Origin of the sequence: Pseudoalteromonas sp. MMG022, from assembly GCF_021654245.1 — a bacterium.
Lineage (GTDB): Bacteria > Pseudomonadota > Gammaproteobacteria > Enterobacterales > Alteromonadaceae > Pseudoalteromonas > Pseudoalteromonas amylolytica.
In genome coordinates, this window is sequence record NZ_JAKFZQ010000015.1 from 1 (window position 1) to 14,409 (window position 14,409).

The window sequence follows — 14,409 nt, forward strand, 5'->3', positions numbered from 1 at the left end:
GTGGGTGTCCAGTTAAGTTGCATTTGAGTGCAGGGTTAAAGCTTAGGCGGCATCTTAGGCAAGTGCAAATTAGTGGTGCGTGTCAGCGATTTGTTACCGTGCTGGTAAAGTTGGTTTTCATGCAGCAAATTATTTAGAGACGTCGGTGATGAGTATTTGCTTTATCAGTCTATTTTGATGGAATTTCCACTTCATAGAATCACACAATACTCTTGGCTTCCGACCTTACTAATCATATAAGTATGCCCCTTATTGATAGGCGTACAGAATAATGATGTTATTATCAAGTGAATTTGAAATACGGCCTTGAATATATAAGGAGAGTTATGGATTTTGGTCTTATTTTGGTATTTTTTATTATTGCCATTATCGCAACAATAATGTTTTTTATGCTCAGCGAGAAAGCGAAAAACGATAAGTTTCTATTTTATTTAGCACTACCTTTGATTCTCATCCCATCATTCCTAGTCGCATGGTATTTAATGAGTTTTGGCTTTGACCCTAATAATAGGAACTTCACAACTTGGAACAATGTAGCCGCTTTCTTTAATAGCTCTCTTAGTCCATTACTTCTGTTAGCCAGTATCGCGTTGCTTTACAAAACATGGGATACGAGTAAGCAAGAATTAGCAGAAACAAAACAAGAATTCAGATTGCAAAATAAAATTGCACGCTATCCTCTCGAAATTGATGTATTGAGAAATAGACTAAAAGTGCTGACTGAGAACCTTTACTCACAGTGTTCAACCGAATTGCTAAAAAAAAGTCTTGAGACGACAGATTTTATATTGATGAACGAAACACCAGAAACAAGAGATGAAACCATTCGCTTAGTAAAGAGTGGACCTGAATACGAGCTATCTTGCGGCGATGATCTTATTAATTATTGTAGTACAATAAGAAAAAAATTTCCCTTATCGAAGGGGGCTCTGTTCGTGCAACAGCAATCAGAAATTGGTTCATGCATGCCGTTACTAAACAAAAATAAAGATTTTAGTGAATGCCTTTTGAGCGTAAGTAGTTTCTGCTTGAGAAACTTGGTTACAGATATGAATCGAGCACTTTACGATGAAATTCATGTACTCGACCAATATAAACAAATTGTTCAATCAATAGTTGATGAACAAGATATAGACCTACAAAAGATGCTAAAAAAAGAGGTTAACTATTTCTTAAAACCTGTATTTGAAAATGCACTTAATGTCTACTTAATGCTTGATAGTCAAAATAGCGAGTTGGTGGCTATATACCGAAACTTGCACAGAAATTAGCTTGTTTTAGTGGTCAATGCTTTTTGGCCACCTCATTACTAGTTTCCCTGTATTTGCTTTCTTTAATAATGAGCAACCATTGTTATGCTGACAGCCCGTTACCCTAAACCCGACCGTTCATATGAACTGATCGAAAGGAGTGCACTTAGCGCGCTTCAAACTGTTAATTCAATTGCAACGATTTAACGCGTTCTGCGGTTTGTTTAATACGCTCCAAAATCGAGCTATCCTGTTGATACAGCTCAACTTGCAGTTTTATTTGCGCGATTTGTTCATCATCAAAACATACCTTGTCATAGGCTTTAATAAGCTTTGGGGCATCTGAATATGTACAAACTTCGTTGGGCATCGGCGTCCTAAAATAGACGTCCTTTGGAAAGACAATACAACCGTAGATATGAGTGTTTAGATCCAACACTTCTCTGAGTAAGGCTATTTTTTTATTGAGTGCATCAAACGGGTTATCAAAATAGTGTCGTTCATCATCAATACTTTGCGTCCAATAGTCTGAGTGGCTATCAACCCAAATAGCCCCTGCTTGGCTTTGATATTGCACAACAAAAATCCCATACTTAGAGACTAGGAGTTCATCTACATCTAATACGTTGTTAGGCGTTCCCAAACGCACCTTACCCAGTGTTAAATAGTTATCACCCAAAGATTGTTTAAAGAATCTATGCAGTAATAAGCGGCTTGCAAAATGGCTGATAGCCCGTTTTGTATAAGGCCATAGTGTCACCGTTACCACGGTAAAGCTTGCAATTAACAACACAATCCAAACATAGCTGCCAACATGGCGCCAAATCGAAGACTCTGATTGAGGCTGAGTCAAAGATGCTGTGGACGTTGTATTGTCTTGTACTGAATTGGGCTGCGCCTTTTGCACATTCTGAACAGGTTGCGGTTGCGCGGGTTTGACGACTTCTGTGTTGGGAACTTCTTTAACTGGTTGTTGATCACCACTTTTGTGTTGTTGCTGAACTGTTTCCAGCCAGTATTTTTCAAACAGCACTCTGTTTTCTGTTACTTCTTGATTACACCTTACGTGTTGCTGGGTAGTTTTGTTGGCTTTTTGGCACGAGACAGAAGGCTGATAAAATTCCAACCAAGCTGCTTGCTTGTGTGGTTCACTATAACGCTCAGACCCTTGATGCAGTTGGGTTGCTGCAACTTGTAATACAGGCTTGTTGGCATGTGTTGCGATTTTTGTTTTAACTTGTTGTTGAGGTGTATAAATAACCGCATCTGCGCAAAATAGTCTCAATCGCTCATCTAGGCGCTGCCAACGATTGTAAGAGGGTTGACCTTTTTGACTGGCCCCTGCACGCTCAAGCGCACGCGCCTCAATTAAAAAACTCTGACATACATCTTCAGGTAATTGCATTTGTGCCTTGCTTAATGCTGACCAAAAAAGCAATAAAAGCACAGCACACAATAATAGTCCCTGAGCCAATACTGGCATGGATGCGTTTCTGTTTACATGTGATAAGTGAGTGTTAATCGTTGTCATGTGGCCATTATACAAACAAATAAACTGCGTTTAAAGATCCGCAATCATCTCGCTGAGTCTCCAGCTTTCAACCACACCTTCACTGCTTAATGTGAGCAAAGTATCATCCACAATCACCATATCCAGTAACGTTGTTCCTGAACTATGCGTATCTATTTGCCAACTTTGCTTTTCTTTGCCAGAAGATGTATCCCAGATGCTTAATTCAGACTTAGGTGTAGAAGTGATCAGCCAGGGCGTTTTGGGAATGAACAACGCCTGTCTAAACCACTTAAAACGAGTGATATATGCCAGCTCGTTTAGCACTTGCCCATCATCGATGGCCAGTACTTGTTGGGTTCTCAGGCTATCTGAAACAAATATCTTATCACGCTCATTCGATACGCTGACACTGCTCAACCTAGAGGCATATTCTTGCTGGTAGTAGCTTTGCCCTGTTTGCATATTCCAAGCGTTTACAACTCCATCGTGTGACCCCGTTACCATCATGAGTCTGTCCTCAATAATATGTATGGCTATCACATTACTACTATGAGGCATAAATTGGTTCATTTTCTCAGTGTTCCTATCGGCAATAGAAACTGAACCATCCGTAAACCCAATAGCGACTAACGCGCCGTTATCTGACATGGCCAATTGTGATATTCTCGCCAGCTCGTCCACCCCAGAAACTCTCAGTGTGCCCTGTAAAGTACCCTCAGGTATATTCCAAAACTGTACTAACTCATCATCAGCCACCAGCAGTTGTTGTGAGGGTTTATGTAACACTAATGCGCGGATTTTGTCAGGCAGTTGGGTTTCACTCAAACTCATTAACACCCGTTTACTGGTTGTGTCCCACAGTGCTAGGTTTGGCCCTTCCACAACAAGGAGCAACTGCTTGCCATCGTGCGATAACTGGCCGCTCAATACCAATGCATCACTGTATTGATGCCTTGAACTTGGGTGTGTGCTGGTAGGGTCACTACACCCTAGCAGCAAAAATATCATAACATTTATCAGCAACCACCTAACCATGCCATGTTCCTCACACCTAAAGTGTTTTTAACTGATTGAGATCCCAACTTTGCAGCATTGCGTCACTGTTTAGAGTATACAACTTACCAGCTTTAGTAGCATGCATTGACATAATGCTCGCCCCTTCTCTTTGTGTGGCGATGGTCCAAGTTCCTAGCTCATCACCTGTTTTAGTATCCCACAAACTTAAGTGTGATTTAGATGAAGAGGTTGCCAATAAAGGGGCGTTGGGAATAAATTGAGATTGTCTAAATACTTTAAAACGCGCAGAGTAATTAAGCTTTACAACCTCTTCACCACCGACCAAGGTTTTAATGTGCTGAGCATTTAAGCCATCTGACATAAAAAAGCGTGAAAAGTCCGTATCGGTCGTTAAACTTGTTACCCTATGAGCAAATTCTTTTTCAAACAGTGACTTTGGAGAGCCAAATTGCCATAGCCCCACTTTGCCATCCTGAGCACCAGTTAAAAACAGCTCCCCTTGTTTACCAAAGGCCATAAAGTCAATCGGTCTTGAATGAGGTTTAAAACGGTTGTTCAGGCGGGTATTCAGATCGGCCATATTTAAAGAGCCGTCTGTCATTGCGATGAGTACACGACCATTATTAGGTGAAAGCGCGATATGACTGATAGTCGCCATTGGATCAATGCCCGTAAACTGCACCTTGTGGATAAAGCTTCGACCTGAGACCGACCATATCCCCAAAGTGTCATAATTTGCCACTAACAACAACGAGTTGTCTTTGGATAATAACGCGTGACGAACAGGCTTAAGTAACTGCTTTTGAGGAATTTGGTACTCGACTTGTTTTGATGCTGTGCGCCATACCGTCACCTGCTCAGACAGTGTAACCGTTAGCAACAAACGACCATCGTCAGATATTTGACCGACCAACAAGGGTTCTTGCTCAAACTGGTGGAGCACCCCCTCTGACAACTTAAGATTTTCACCACATCCAGCTAATAGTAATAAAAACAGTGTGGTAATCACGGTATACCAACGCATATTACACCTCTAAAAAGCTTACCGCCTCGCAATACACAAGTATTGCTTTAAACAACTAGCCAGAAACTGCAAGCACAGTGCCAATCTCACAAATTTACAAGGGTAATGTGTGGCTGTCATCCACTACCACAAGCAACACTATGTGTGAACGTTCATCATATACATGTAGAGTATCACGTTAGCATCGCGTAAGCACAATTAAGGCCGCGCTAGAATCAGTCGCTATGCATAAATTGTGGAGATGGACAACATACCAAGCCAATCAGCGATTAAATTGCATCATTAACCAGTCTTGAAATACTTTTACTTTATGCCAAGAGAAATGTCTTTGCGGCCCAACTAAAAAATATTGATAGTGGCACTGTAACTCAAAACCTGGCCATATTTTTAGCTGTGACAGTGCAACATGAGACTCGATTAAGCGCTTTCTAAGCATACCTACCCCTTGGCCTGCCAGTACCGCCTGAATAACCAATGCGGCGTTATCTATTTCTAAAAATCTCGGCAGCTGCTCTGTTGCAATATTCAACTCAGCCACCACACTTTGCCATGCGCGCTCTGCATCAGGGCATATATCCATGATTAATTGGCTTTTAAGTAGTTGAGGTTTCAGCGGTGCCGATTCATCAAGCATGCCAGTTTTATACACCAATAGCATTTGATCATCCCCCAGCAGCTCACTGTGTAAATCTGGATAATGACCTTCACCAAAGCGTAGCCCAATGTCTGCTTCGCCTTGTTCAAAGTCAGCATGTCGATCACTTGGATCGATACGCAGCTTAATACCTTCACTATTTTGACTGAAATCCTGTATTCGCGGGAGCAGCCAGCAAGCCGCAAAAGATGGTAATACCGAGATATTTAGCGTTTTAGGTTCAGGGTCTTGTGCTAAAGCCCCTAAACCAGCTTCAAGATGACCAAAGGCAGACAATACATGAGGCAGTAATTGCTCGCCTTGTCGTGTGAGCGACACCGCTCGGGTTTGTCTGACAAACAGCTCACACTGCAAATGTTCTTCTAATGCTCTTATTTGCTGACTAATCGCCGCCTGAGTAACAAACAGTTGCTCGGCTGCCAGTTTAAAGCTACCAAGCTCGGCGGCGTGCTTAAAGTACAACAAACTTTTTAAAGGAGGTAAATTCATAGCTCGCCAACAGTTAAGAAAAACTTAATCATAGAGCATTTTTTATCGTTTGTCAGCACACGCCCAAACCTCAATACTCTTAGCAAGCCCACACAGTAACAAGAGAGTAAATTATGAAAATCTTAATCATTGTATTATCCCTGCTATTCACAACAACACCTTTTGCCAATACAGCGCCTGTGGAGCACCTTAACACCACAGAAGGGTATCCATATAAGAATATAATCTTCAAGGCAGAGCGAGTAGAACTTCATTATAGTCAGTTAGATGACAAAGTGGAGTGTAAGGTAGTGGTCTCGGATAAAATGCGTGTCTATAGCAGCGAAATGCAACAAGTTAGCCAAAACAAGTTCTCACGTTCGCCAATGGCATCGTGTTTAACAAGACGCACGGCAAAACAAATTCTGGCTAAGTTATAGCATTAATATACAAGATACGAGTTGGTCCTTTTAATACGCTCACAGCCAAATAAAAAGGACCAATCCATTAGATTTTATGAACTATGACTGTGGTTTTACTGCATCCAACCAATGATGAAAATCTTGTTCAAAAGTAGCAGAAGTGCTTTGCAAGATGTCATAGCTTTCATCACTGCTTAGCACATCACACGGGTTTTCACTTTCTCGCCCAATTAATCGCGTTAACATCTTCATGCCCGAATCATTGCTGATGATATAGCTAAGCCAAGACCAACCGCTGTAGTACAACCTGCCCATATCTACACTGCCCCATTGGGATTCAGATTCTAACAATGCGTAAATATCATAGGGTGGATTTTTCAACGCTCTAGGGCCTGGATTGAACCTAAGTACGCCACCTTGTTTGCTGACATTCTCAAGCAACTGAGCCATCCCCTCGTTCAACCACCTTGGTGTTAAACCAATCAGCCTTAAGTTCATGGCGTGAACTGCCTCATGCACCGCCGTTGCAACAGCTTGCTCATCATTTTTATACTCAATAAACGCTGAATTGCTCCCATGAAAAAAGACCCCCTGACTGGCGCGAGGATCAAACCCATAACGAGAAGTATAATCTTCGTATTCGGCTCTGTTGGATAATATAACTAAGTTTAAATTGATAAACTTAGATGCTCGCTCGCCCAAAAATTGCCCATATAATTGATGCACTAACGCCAGTCGCTCAATAAGCGCATCGATTGTCTGTGAACGAATATTTTTATGATATACGCTCAGCTGCGTGTTCGCCCCAAACACATGTTGTACTTTAGTAAACTCTTGTTCAATTGAACCCAACCGTCGTTTCGATGCCGCTTCTTGGCGCTTAATAAAGTCCTCCATATTGCATTGTGGTTGTTCAACAGGCGAATTAGTAGTGCTGTATGAGGGTTGCTCCGATGGTACTTTGGTAATGGTGAGCGGCTCACTCTGTTCCAGCTTGAGCGCTGGCGGTGTATTACTGGCTCTAGAAAGAGGCGGATTCTCTAAGCCAAAATCCCCGTAATAATAAACAGCCCACAGAATAAGCGCCGCTAACAAAGCATAAAAAGTCCGCTTTTTAGGATTATTCGCCAAGCTATTTCACCAAAAATATAAAGTTGCACTTTAAGCTACCAGCAAACACCACGAAATCAAAGTACACTTAGCAGGTCTTGTTATTTAAACCTGCTATTCAAAAGTTACTCAAGTAAAATTAAAACTCATAAAGGGATTGCAACTTTTATGGGTACTTACATACAATCAATTAGTTAAGCAAAAATGTCAGCGCTCTGGCAATTCGACAATGCAAAAATACCGCAATTTCAATCATGAATATCGCGCAAATAAACGTAACATAGCACCCATAAGCAACAAACAAGGATATCAATGCAAGATCTAACACGAGGGCCGATACATTCACATATACTCGCGATGGCTGTTCCCATAGCGATGAGTATGCTGGTGCAAACACTATACTTTATTATCGACTTATACTTTGTAAGCGCCCTTGGCGAGGCTGCCATTGCCGGTGTAAGTACAGCGGGTAACTTATTCTTTTTTGTATTAGCACTCACACAGATTTTTAACGTTGGTTGTGCAACGCTTATTGCCCACGCGATTGGCCGAAAAGACAAATCACATGCTAACAAGATATACAGCCATAGCCTTTTTTATGGCGTGATTGCCACTATGCTCGCTTTGGTTATTGGTTATCTATTTGCACACCACTATTTTGCAAGCACGGCGGCTGATCAAGCCACCTATCAGGTATGCCTTGACTATTTTTATTGGTTTTTGCCCTCTTTAGCACTGCAATTTATTTTAACAGTGATAGCAGCCTCCATGCGTGGTTCGGGGCTCGTTAAACCCTTTATGTTGATGCAAATTACAGCTTTACTTATCAACGCACTGTTATCACCCATTTTCATCACAGGCTTAGGACTCTTTACACCGATGGGTGTGAGTGGTGCAGGCTTTGCCAGCTCTTTGTCAGCCATGCTTGCGCTGCTCATGACGGTGATTTATCTCGCTAACAATCGCAATACCTTACAGGTGGAAAAAGCCAACCTTACTTCAGATTGGACAACACTTAGGCAAATATTAAAGGTGGGTGTTCCAGCGGGCAGTGAATTTATGCTGACCTTTTTTTACATGGCTGTTATCTACTGGGCATTGAGCGACTTTGGGGCGCATCAACAAGCGGGATTCGGACTGGGTAGCCGTATCATGCAATGTTTGTTTTTACCCGTTATGGCAATCGCCTTTGCAGCCCCTGCAATTGCAGGCCAAAACTTTGCGGCGGGTAAATTAAAGCGCGTGTATGTAACGTTTAAAATAACCACTTTAATGACAGTGCTGTTTATGGCGCTAATCAGTGTGTTGTGTATTAGTGTGCCGCACATCTTTTTTAGTCCTTTTAGTGATGATCCTGATGTGATTGAAGCCGCAACCACGTTTTTAAGCTATGTTGGTTACAACTTTGTGCCAGCGGGGTTTGTGTTTGCTGCAGCGGCTATGTTTCAAGCTTTTGCCAATACGCTACCCGCCCTACTTGGCACAACGATACGCGTAGGCAGTTTTGTCACTCTGCTTATGTACTATTTAAGCCAACAAGCCCTTACAGTTACCACTATGTGGACAATCTCAGTAGTCACCGTCTATATCCAAGCGCTGGTTATCATGGTGCTATTACGTGTTGTACTGAAAGACAAAATATTCAATAAAGCGCACAAGCGTGCCAAAAAGATCGTTACCGCTACCGTATAAGTTCTGTTGAGGCCCTGAATCACTCAGGGCCTTACTTTGTTATTCGCACAAAGCAGCGTCATAATTATCTACATATTCAGAGATATGATCAAAGTAGCCATCACTGAGAATCGCTGTTGTGCCGTAATGCCCCGCATCACTGCCGATTGTAAAGCTATTTTCACTGCCAAGCCCTGCTTCAATGAAAGCCTCAGCATCCGTTTTAGCGTTCCCATACGCACGCACAATGTTTAAACCTTGCGCCCTAAACTTGTTGATTTGGTCAATCTTGTACTCTGCCGTCTTAAACAAGCTCGTTTCATTGCTAAGCGATGTTCTGAGCACGCCCTCAGGTAACCCCATCCAATCTAACCAACTACGTGTACCTTTTGCATACCAGTACACGCGCGCGGTTAAATACACAGGCTGGTAGCCAAGGTCCATATAACGACGAACCAAACTGTAAGCGCCCTCACGCGGATCAGCACGGTCAATGCCTGTGTAATCTCCAATTTGCTCCGCGTCTGACTTAGTGAGTGTGCCATCTATATCAAACAGTACCGCTGGCGTGTTTGGGTCAACAACAGTCACAAACCCTTCTGTACCAGAGCCATCTGCAGGGACGCCTGCATAAATGCGGTATTGGCCTGCAGGCAAAGGAGGTAGCGTAGCGAATGCTTTGCCATCACCATTAGTGACTTGTTCTGACAAAAACTGCCACTGATTATCTTGCTGCGAGCGAATGTAGAAGCGCACTGTTTCATATTCCAGATCTTTATGAGATACCGCGCCATAATCAAACTTTGCTGTAATTGTTGCACTGTTGCCCTTAGCAACCACGACGTCATGGATCATATGAAAACTTGGCAGCCATGTAATAAAACGGTTAAGCCCATTACGGTAGCCAGTATCAGGCAATTGCGGTTTAGGGTAATCTACTTCCATCCATGTTGGGTCTGCACATTGCGGCAGTGCCTGCAGGTTAAATGCTGAAATTGTTAGTAAAGTTGCCACTGATTTGGCTAAGCACGAAGTCTTCATTTTTAATCCTATGTATTCTATTGGAGTAAATACACTATAGACATAAGATTAAAATTTTATTAACGAAAGATGAAAAATTCAGCAATTCATATTAGTGTCATAATCGATATAACAAAAATTTATGAGACAATATGGGCCTGCGGCACCTTCTCGACCCATCACAAAAAATTTACAACCCACCACGCAAACCATACAATGGCAAAACGATGATATTTTGAGCACACACATGGATTTTAAAACCAAAATAAATGGTCAAAGACATTACGGCCAAAACCCCAATGCTAATGTTGCCATGAGTTTGGAAAGTGATAGAGGTCGCATCATTAACAGCGCAGCACTGCGCAGATTACAGCAAAAAACTCAAGTGTTTCCATTAGAGCGTAACGCCGCGGTTCGCTCACGGTTGACCCATTCGCTCGAAGTACAACAAAATGGCCGTTTTATCGCACAATCTATTATCAGAGAATTAAAAAAGCGGGGCCTTGCACCATCGTTACACACAGAACTTGCCAATGCTCTTGAGACCTTAGTTGAAATGGCGTGCCTGATGCACGATATCGGCAACCCTGCGTTTGGTCATTTTGGAGAAGCAGCGATTAACGATTGGTTTAGTCGATACTTCTCACAACATGCCGTTTATGGCACCTATGTGCGTCAGTTTAGTAACGCTACACAACCAACATTAAGCTGTATCGAAGAAAAGTTGCTTTATGACCTTTGTCATTTTGAAGGCAATGCCCAGGCAATTCGAATCGTTCATTCGCTTTCAAGTTTGAACTTAACTTACTGCCAAGCTGCCAGTATTTTGAAGTACACACGCTGTGGTACATCGCCCCGCCCTGACTCAACGCACCCACAAAGCTACCTGCAAAAGAAGGTTGGCTATTACTACAGTGAACAGGCATATGTGCAAACTATGTGTGACGCACTGAATATTGAATTGGGTCACCGCCATCCAGCGTCGTACATTATGGAAGCCGCCGATGACATTGCTTACTGCCTCGCTGATATTGAAGACGCGGTTGAAAAAGGTCTGATCTCCGTTGATAAACTCGTCGCCGCTTTAAAAGAAGAATACACACGTGCGCATAGTGAGCTGCCGAATGAGCTACAGCGAGAGCCAGAACTGATGGCTAAAAAGTGTGAAGATGCCATTAAAAAAGCCGGTAATAACCAAACCAACTTTGATAATGAGTTTTTTATCTGGCTACGGGTGTCACTGGTTCACCCTTTGGTAAAACACGCAACTGTGCGCTTTGTCGATAACCTAGAAAGTATATATAACGGCAACTTCAACAGCGCACTACTCGAAGATCACAGCTATCAGTTCGCCATCACCAAAGCACTTAAAAATGTCGCATTTAAATATGTGTTTTGCCATAAAGAGGTTGAGCAGTTGGAGTTGCAAGGATACAAAATTACCTCCGGAATACTCAGTGAATATCAAAGGTTATTAGATTTAAGCGCCGATCAGTTCTCACAAGTAGTCAATAAACACAATGGATTACCTGTAGAAAGTAGACTACTTAACCGAATCTCAGGCAAATTTGTCGCCGTTTATCAAAAAACGTTAGCGTCGCTCAGCGATGAGCAAAAACAAAACCCGGTGTTTGAGTTTTACTACCGTTGTCGCCTTATTCAAGATTTCGTCAGCGGTATGACCGATCAGTTTGCTTATGACACCTACAGAACCTTAATGGTCGCGGATTAAATCAACACCGTCGGTTGTATAAGCATAATCTCGACCACAAAAAGCCGAACAACGCCTTGCTGTTATGTCCAGTTACGAACATATTTAATGGGGTTCGCCCCATTCATTTTGGTTAGCAAGGAGATCTTATGGCTACACAACACAATATTGAACACATCGTTTTGCTGATGCTCGAAAACCGCTCGTTAGACAATTTACTGGGCTGGCTGTACGAAAATGATGTGCCAAACTTAAATATCCCCCCATTAAAATCCGACGAACGCGCCTATGAAGGGCTACAAGGCTTAGACCTAAGCGCATTGACAAACCATGCAGAGCATTTGAGCCAGCCGCCCGTTCAAGGTGTATCCGGTCTTGCTATTCCCAGCGTTTCACCTGGAGAGAGCTTTGAGCAAGTTAACATGCAACTGTTTAACACCGACACGCAGGCAAGTGTTGATACACACCCAACCATGAATGGCTATTTAGCTGATTATGTTAGGGTTTTGAGAAAGGACGCACATGAGAGGGGTTTATCTGAGCAACAAACCACAGAAGAGGTCAGCTTTTATGCGCCTCATATCATGGAAACATATAGCCCTGTGCAATTGCCGGTTTTAAATCAGCTGGCCCGTCATTACGCCGTGAGCGATCAATGGTTTTCATCCGTTCCGTCACAAACTAATACCAATCGCGCCTTTTCTTTAACGGGCACATCTCAAGGCTTAGTAAACAACGGATATTTAGAAACAAACCCAGATGCAGAAATGGTGGAAGAAATACTTGGCATGGGCTTGGGTGATGACCGGTTTTTGCATAAAACCATTTTCAATGCGCTGGAAGAAAGTGGTCAAAGCTGGAAAGTATTTTGGGAAACCAGCATGATCCCCGAGAAGATATCTAAGTTGCTTAATTTGATCTCATCTCAGTCAATTGATGAAGTTCAGCAAAAGATTGACCATGTTATCAGCCAAATCAACTTAGCTACGGGCGTCTTTGATACAGTATTTGGTACTAAGCTCAAACAAAGATTGGAAAGTATTAGCGCCTTGCTGCCAAAACTTGTGCCAATCAAAGACTACTTAGCAGAGCTTAGCTCTGGTGAGCTTGATTCTTGTTATACCTATCGACTTTTCCCCGCACTGCAAAAAGATATCAACAACCTAGAGAGCCACTTTGCTAAAATAGATGATTTTCATACCATGGCGCGTGATGGCAACTTACCCAAATTTAGCTACCTTGAACCCTACTGGACCATTTCAGAAAGCGCTGTCGATAGAGGGGTTAAAACACTCTTTACTGAGATGGGCAACGATTACCACCCCCCCGGTAACTTAAATGTGGCCGAAAATTATGTACAAGCGGTGTATGAGAGTCTCACGGCCAACCAACAAGCATGGCAAAAAACACTATTTATCATAACCTTTGATGAACCAGTCGGCGCTTATGACCATATTCCTCCAGGCCCCGCAACACCGCCGTGGGGTGATGGAGAACCCAACTTTGAACCCACCATTGGTTTTGATGGTAAACCCAAGCCACTGCTACAAAACGGCTTCAAGTTTGATCGCTTAGGGGGTCGCGTACCTACCTTATTGATTTCTCCGCATATTGCGCCGTCTACCGTGTTTCGCTCTGACACCAACACACCGTTTGATCACACTTCAATGATCAAAACCGTTTTAAAGCTGCTGGGCCATGAAGAAAAAATTGCCGAGTTTGGTGAACGCGTCAAACGCGCCCCCACTTTTGAAAATGTGCTAAACACCAGCGAGTTGCGAAACGATGCCCGTGAAGTGGACTTCCTGCGACGTGGCAAGGCTATCGGTCAACCACTGTGCTATTACGACCGATTCTATCTAAAAAATCAAAATGGAGATTACATCTGCCACAGTGAAGAAGCATTAAAAGTCAGCTACATTACGCTACCAAGCGGACTGGAGCAATTTAATCTAGATGTTGGCCTAAGCGCTTACTTTCCAACCGTGAATACACAAGATAAACGTGTGATCTTCTACGCGCAAAAAAGCGCAGACCGCCCCTATCAAGGGCCAATAAAACAACATGATGTAATCAAAATCATTTCAACCGAAACGCAGCAAAGCACCCACGTGGTATTAGGTGCATGGCGAGACTCCCATGATTGTTATTATTTCAACGACTATCTGCACGGCGACAACAATACCCGCCAGCAATGGTTGGTCGAGCAAATTAGTGGCGAAGAAACACTCACCTTTGGGACTCAGGTAAAACTTGAAAACAACTGGTTTAGTGAGCAAAGACTCGCCCATGACGATCGCTGGTTGCAAGGAAAATGGCTCAGCACCACCCGCATTGGCGACACTTGGACGATAGAACCTGTTGAATAAATCGTAGGTACACATCTATCACTGTGCGTTGCTAAGCGTCTAGTTTAGCAACGTCAATTTGCCTACAACCGTTTAATATCAGTGATGAAATGAAAAGAAAGCTTCCACTCGAACATGCTTGCTCAGCTCTTCGTCAATGAAACATAGCCGTATATTTGGGCACTTCACCACCTCTGACT

The 14,409-nt window shown here is 42.8% G+C and carries 11 protein-coding genes; 5 read left to right on the top strand and 6 right to left on the bottom strand.

Going from position 1 to position 14,409, the window contains the following annotated elements; genetic code table 11:
* Nucleotides 1–326: 326 nt before the first annotated feature.
* Nucleotides 327–1,271, top strand: a complete 945-nt coding sequence (locus L1070_RS13955) for a hypothetical protein (RefSeq protein ID WP_237125966.1) — start codon at nt 327–329, stop codon at nt 1,269–1,271.
* A gap of 163 nt (nt 1,272–1,434) precedes the next feature.
* Here L1070_RS13955 and L1070_RS13960 read toward each other — a convergent pair whose 3' ends face one another.
* From L1070_RS13960 to L1070_RS13975, 4 genes are all read right to left on the bottom strand, one after another.
* Nucleotides 1,435–2,655 (bottom strand): nuclease-related domain-containing protein, encoded by a 1,221-nt coding sequence (locus L1070_RS13960; protein WP_237125967.1) that lies wholly within the window; start codon nt 2,653–2,655, stop codon nt 1,435–1,437.
* Between the two features lie 156 nt (nt 2,656–2,811).
* The gene (locus L1070_RS13965) at nt 2,812–3,798 is read right to left on the bottom strand and encodes a WD40 repeat domain-containing protein (protein WP_237125968.1); all 987 of its coding nucleotides are present in this window, start codon (nt 3,796–3,798) and stop codon (nt 2,812–2,814) included.
* A gap of 16 nt (nt 3,799–3,814) precedes the next feature.
* Complete coding sequence (locus L1070_RS13970; RefSeq protein WP_237125969.1) at nt 3,815–4,804, bottom strand: hypothetical protein; 990 nt, start codon at nt 4,802–4,804, stop codon at nt 3,815–3,817.
* A 262-nt stretch (nt 4,805–5,066) separates the two neighbouring features.
* Entirely contained in the window at nt 5,067–5,948 is an 882-nt protein-coding gene (locus L1070_RS13975; RefSeq protein WP_237125970.1) for a LysR substrate-binding domain-containing protein, read from the bottom strand.
* A 113-nt stretch (nt 5,949–6,061) separates the two neighbouring features.
* Here L1070_RS13975 and L1070_RS13980 point away from each other — a divergent pair, with 113 nt between their 5' ends.
* On the top strand, nt 6,062–6,367 hold the full coding sequence (locus L1070_RS13980; RefSeq protein WP_237125971.1) for a hypothetical protein: 306 nt from the start codon (nt 6,062–6,064) through the stop codon (nt 6,365–6,367).
* An 81-nt stretch (nt 6,368–6,448) separates the two neighbouring features.
* Here the strand turns inward: L1070_RS13980 and L1070_RS13985 are convergent, their stop codons facing one another.
* Nucleotides 6,449–7,480 carry a DUF1570 domain-containing protein gene (locus tag L1070_RS13985; protein ID WP_237125972.1) on the bottom strand — a complete coding sequence of 344 codons (1,032 nt, stop codon included), beginning with the start codon at nt 7,478–7,480 and terminating at the stop codon, nt 6,449–6,451.
* A 291-nt stretch (nt 7,481–7,771) separates the two neighbouring features.
* Between L1070_RS13985 and L1070_RS13990 the strand changes: the two genes are divergently transcribed.
* Nucleotides 7,772–9,151 carry an MATE family efflux transporter gene (locus L1070_RS13990; protein WP_237125973.1) on the top strand — a complete coding sequence of 460 codons (1,380 nt, stop codon included), beginning with the start codon at nt 7,772–7,774 and terminating at the stop codon, nt 9,149–9,151.
* A 39-nt stretch (nt 9,152–9,190) separates the two neighbouring features.
* Here L1070_RS13990 and L1070_RS13995 read toward each other — a convergent pair whose 3' ends face one another.
* On the bottom strand, nt 9,191–10,171 hold the full coding sequence (locus L1070_RS13995; RefSeq protein ID WP_237125974.1) for a phosphatidylinositol transfer protein: 981 nt from the start codon (nt 10,169–10,171) through the stop codon (nt 9,191–9,193).
* Nucleotides 10,172–10,397: 226 nt separating this feature from the next.
* On the opposite strand from L1070_RS13995, the gene dgt reads away from it, so the two are divergent.
* Entirely contained in the window at nt 10,398–11,882 is a 1,485-nt protein-coding gene (dgt, locus tag L1070_RS14000) for a dGTPase (protein WP_237126061.1), read from the top strand.
* Nucleotides 11,883–12,010: 128 nt separating this feature from the next.
* Nucleotides 12,011–14,230, top strand: coding sequence for an alkaline phosphatase family protein (locus L1070_RS14005; protein ID WP_237125975.1), 2,220 nt, complete (start codon nt 12,011–12,013; stop codon nt 14,228–14,230).
* The last annotated feature ends 179 nt before the right edge of the window (nt 14,231–14,409 follow it).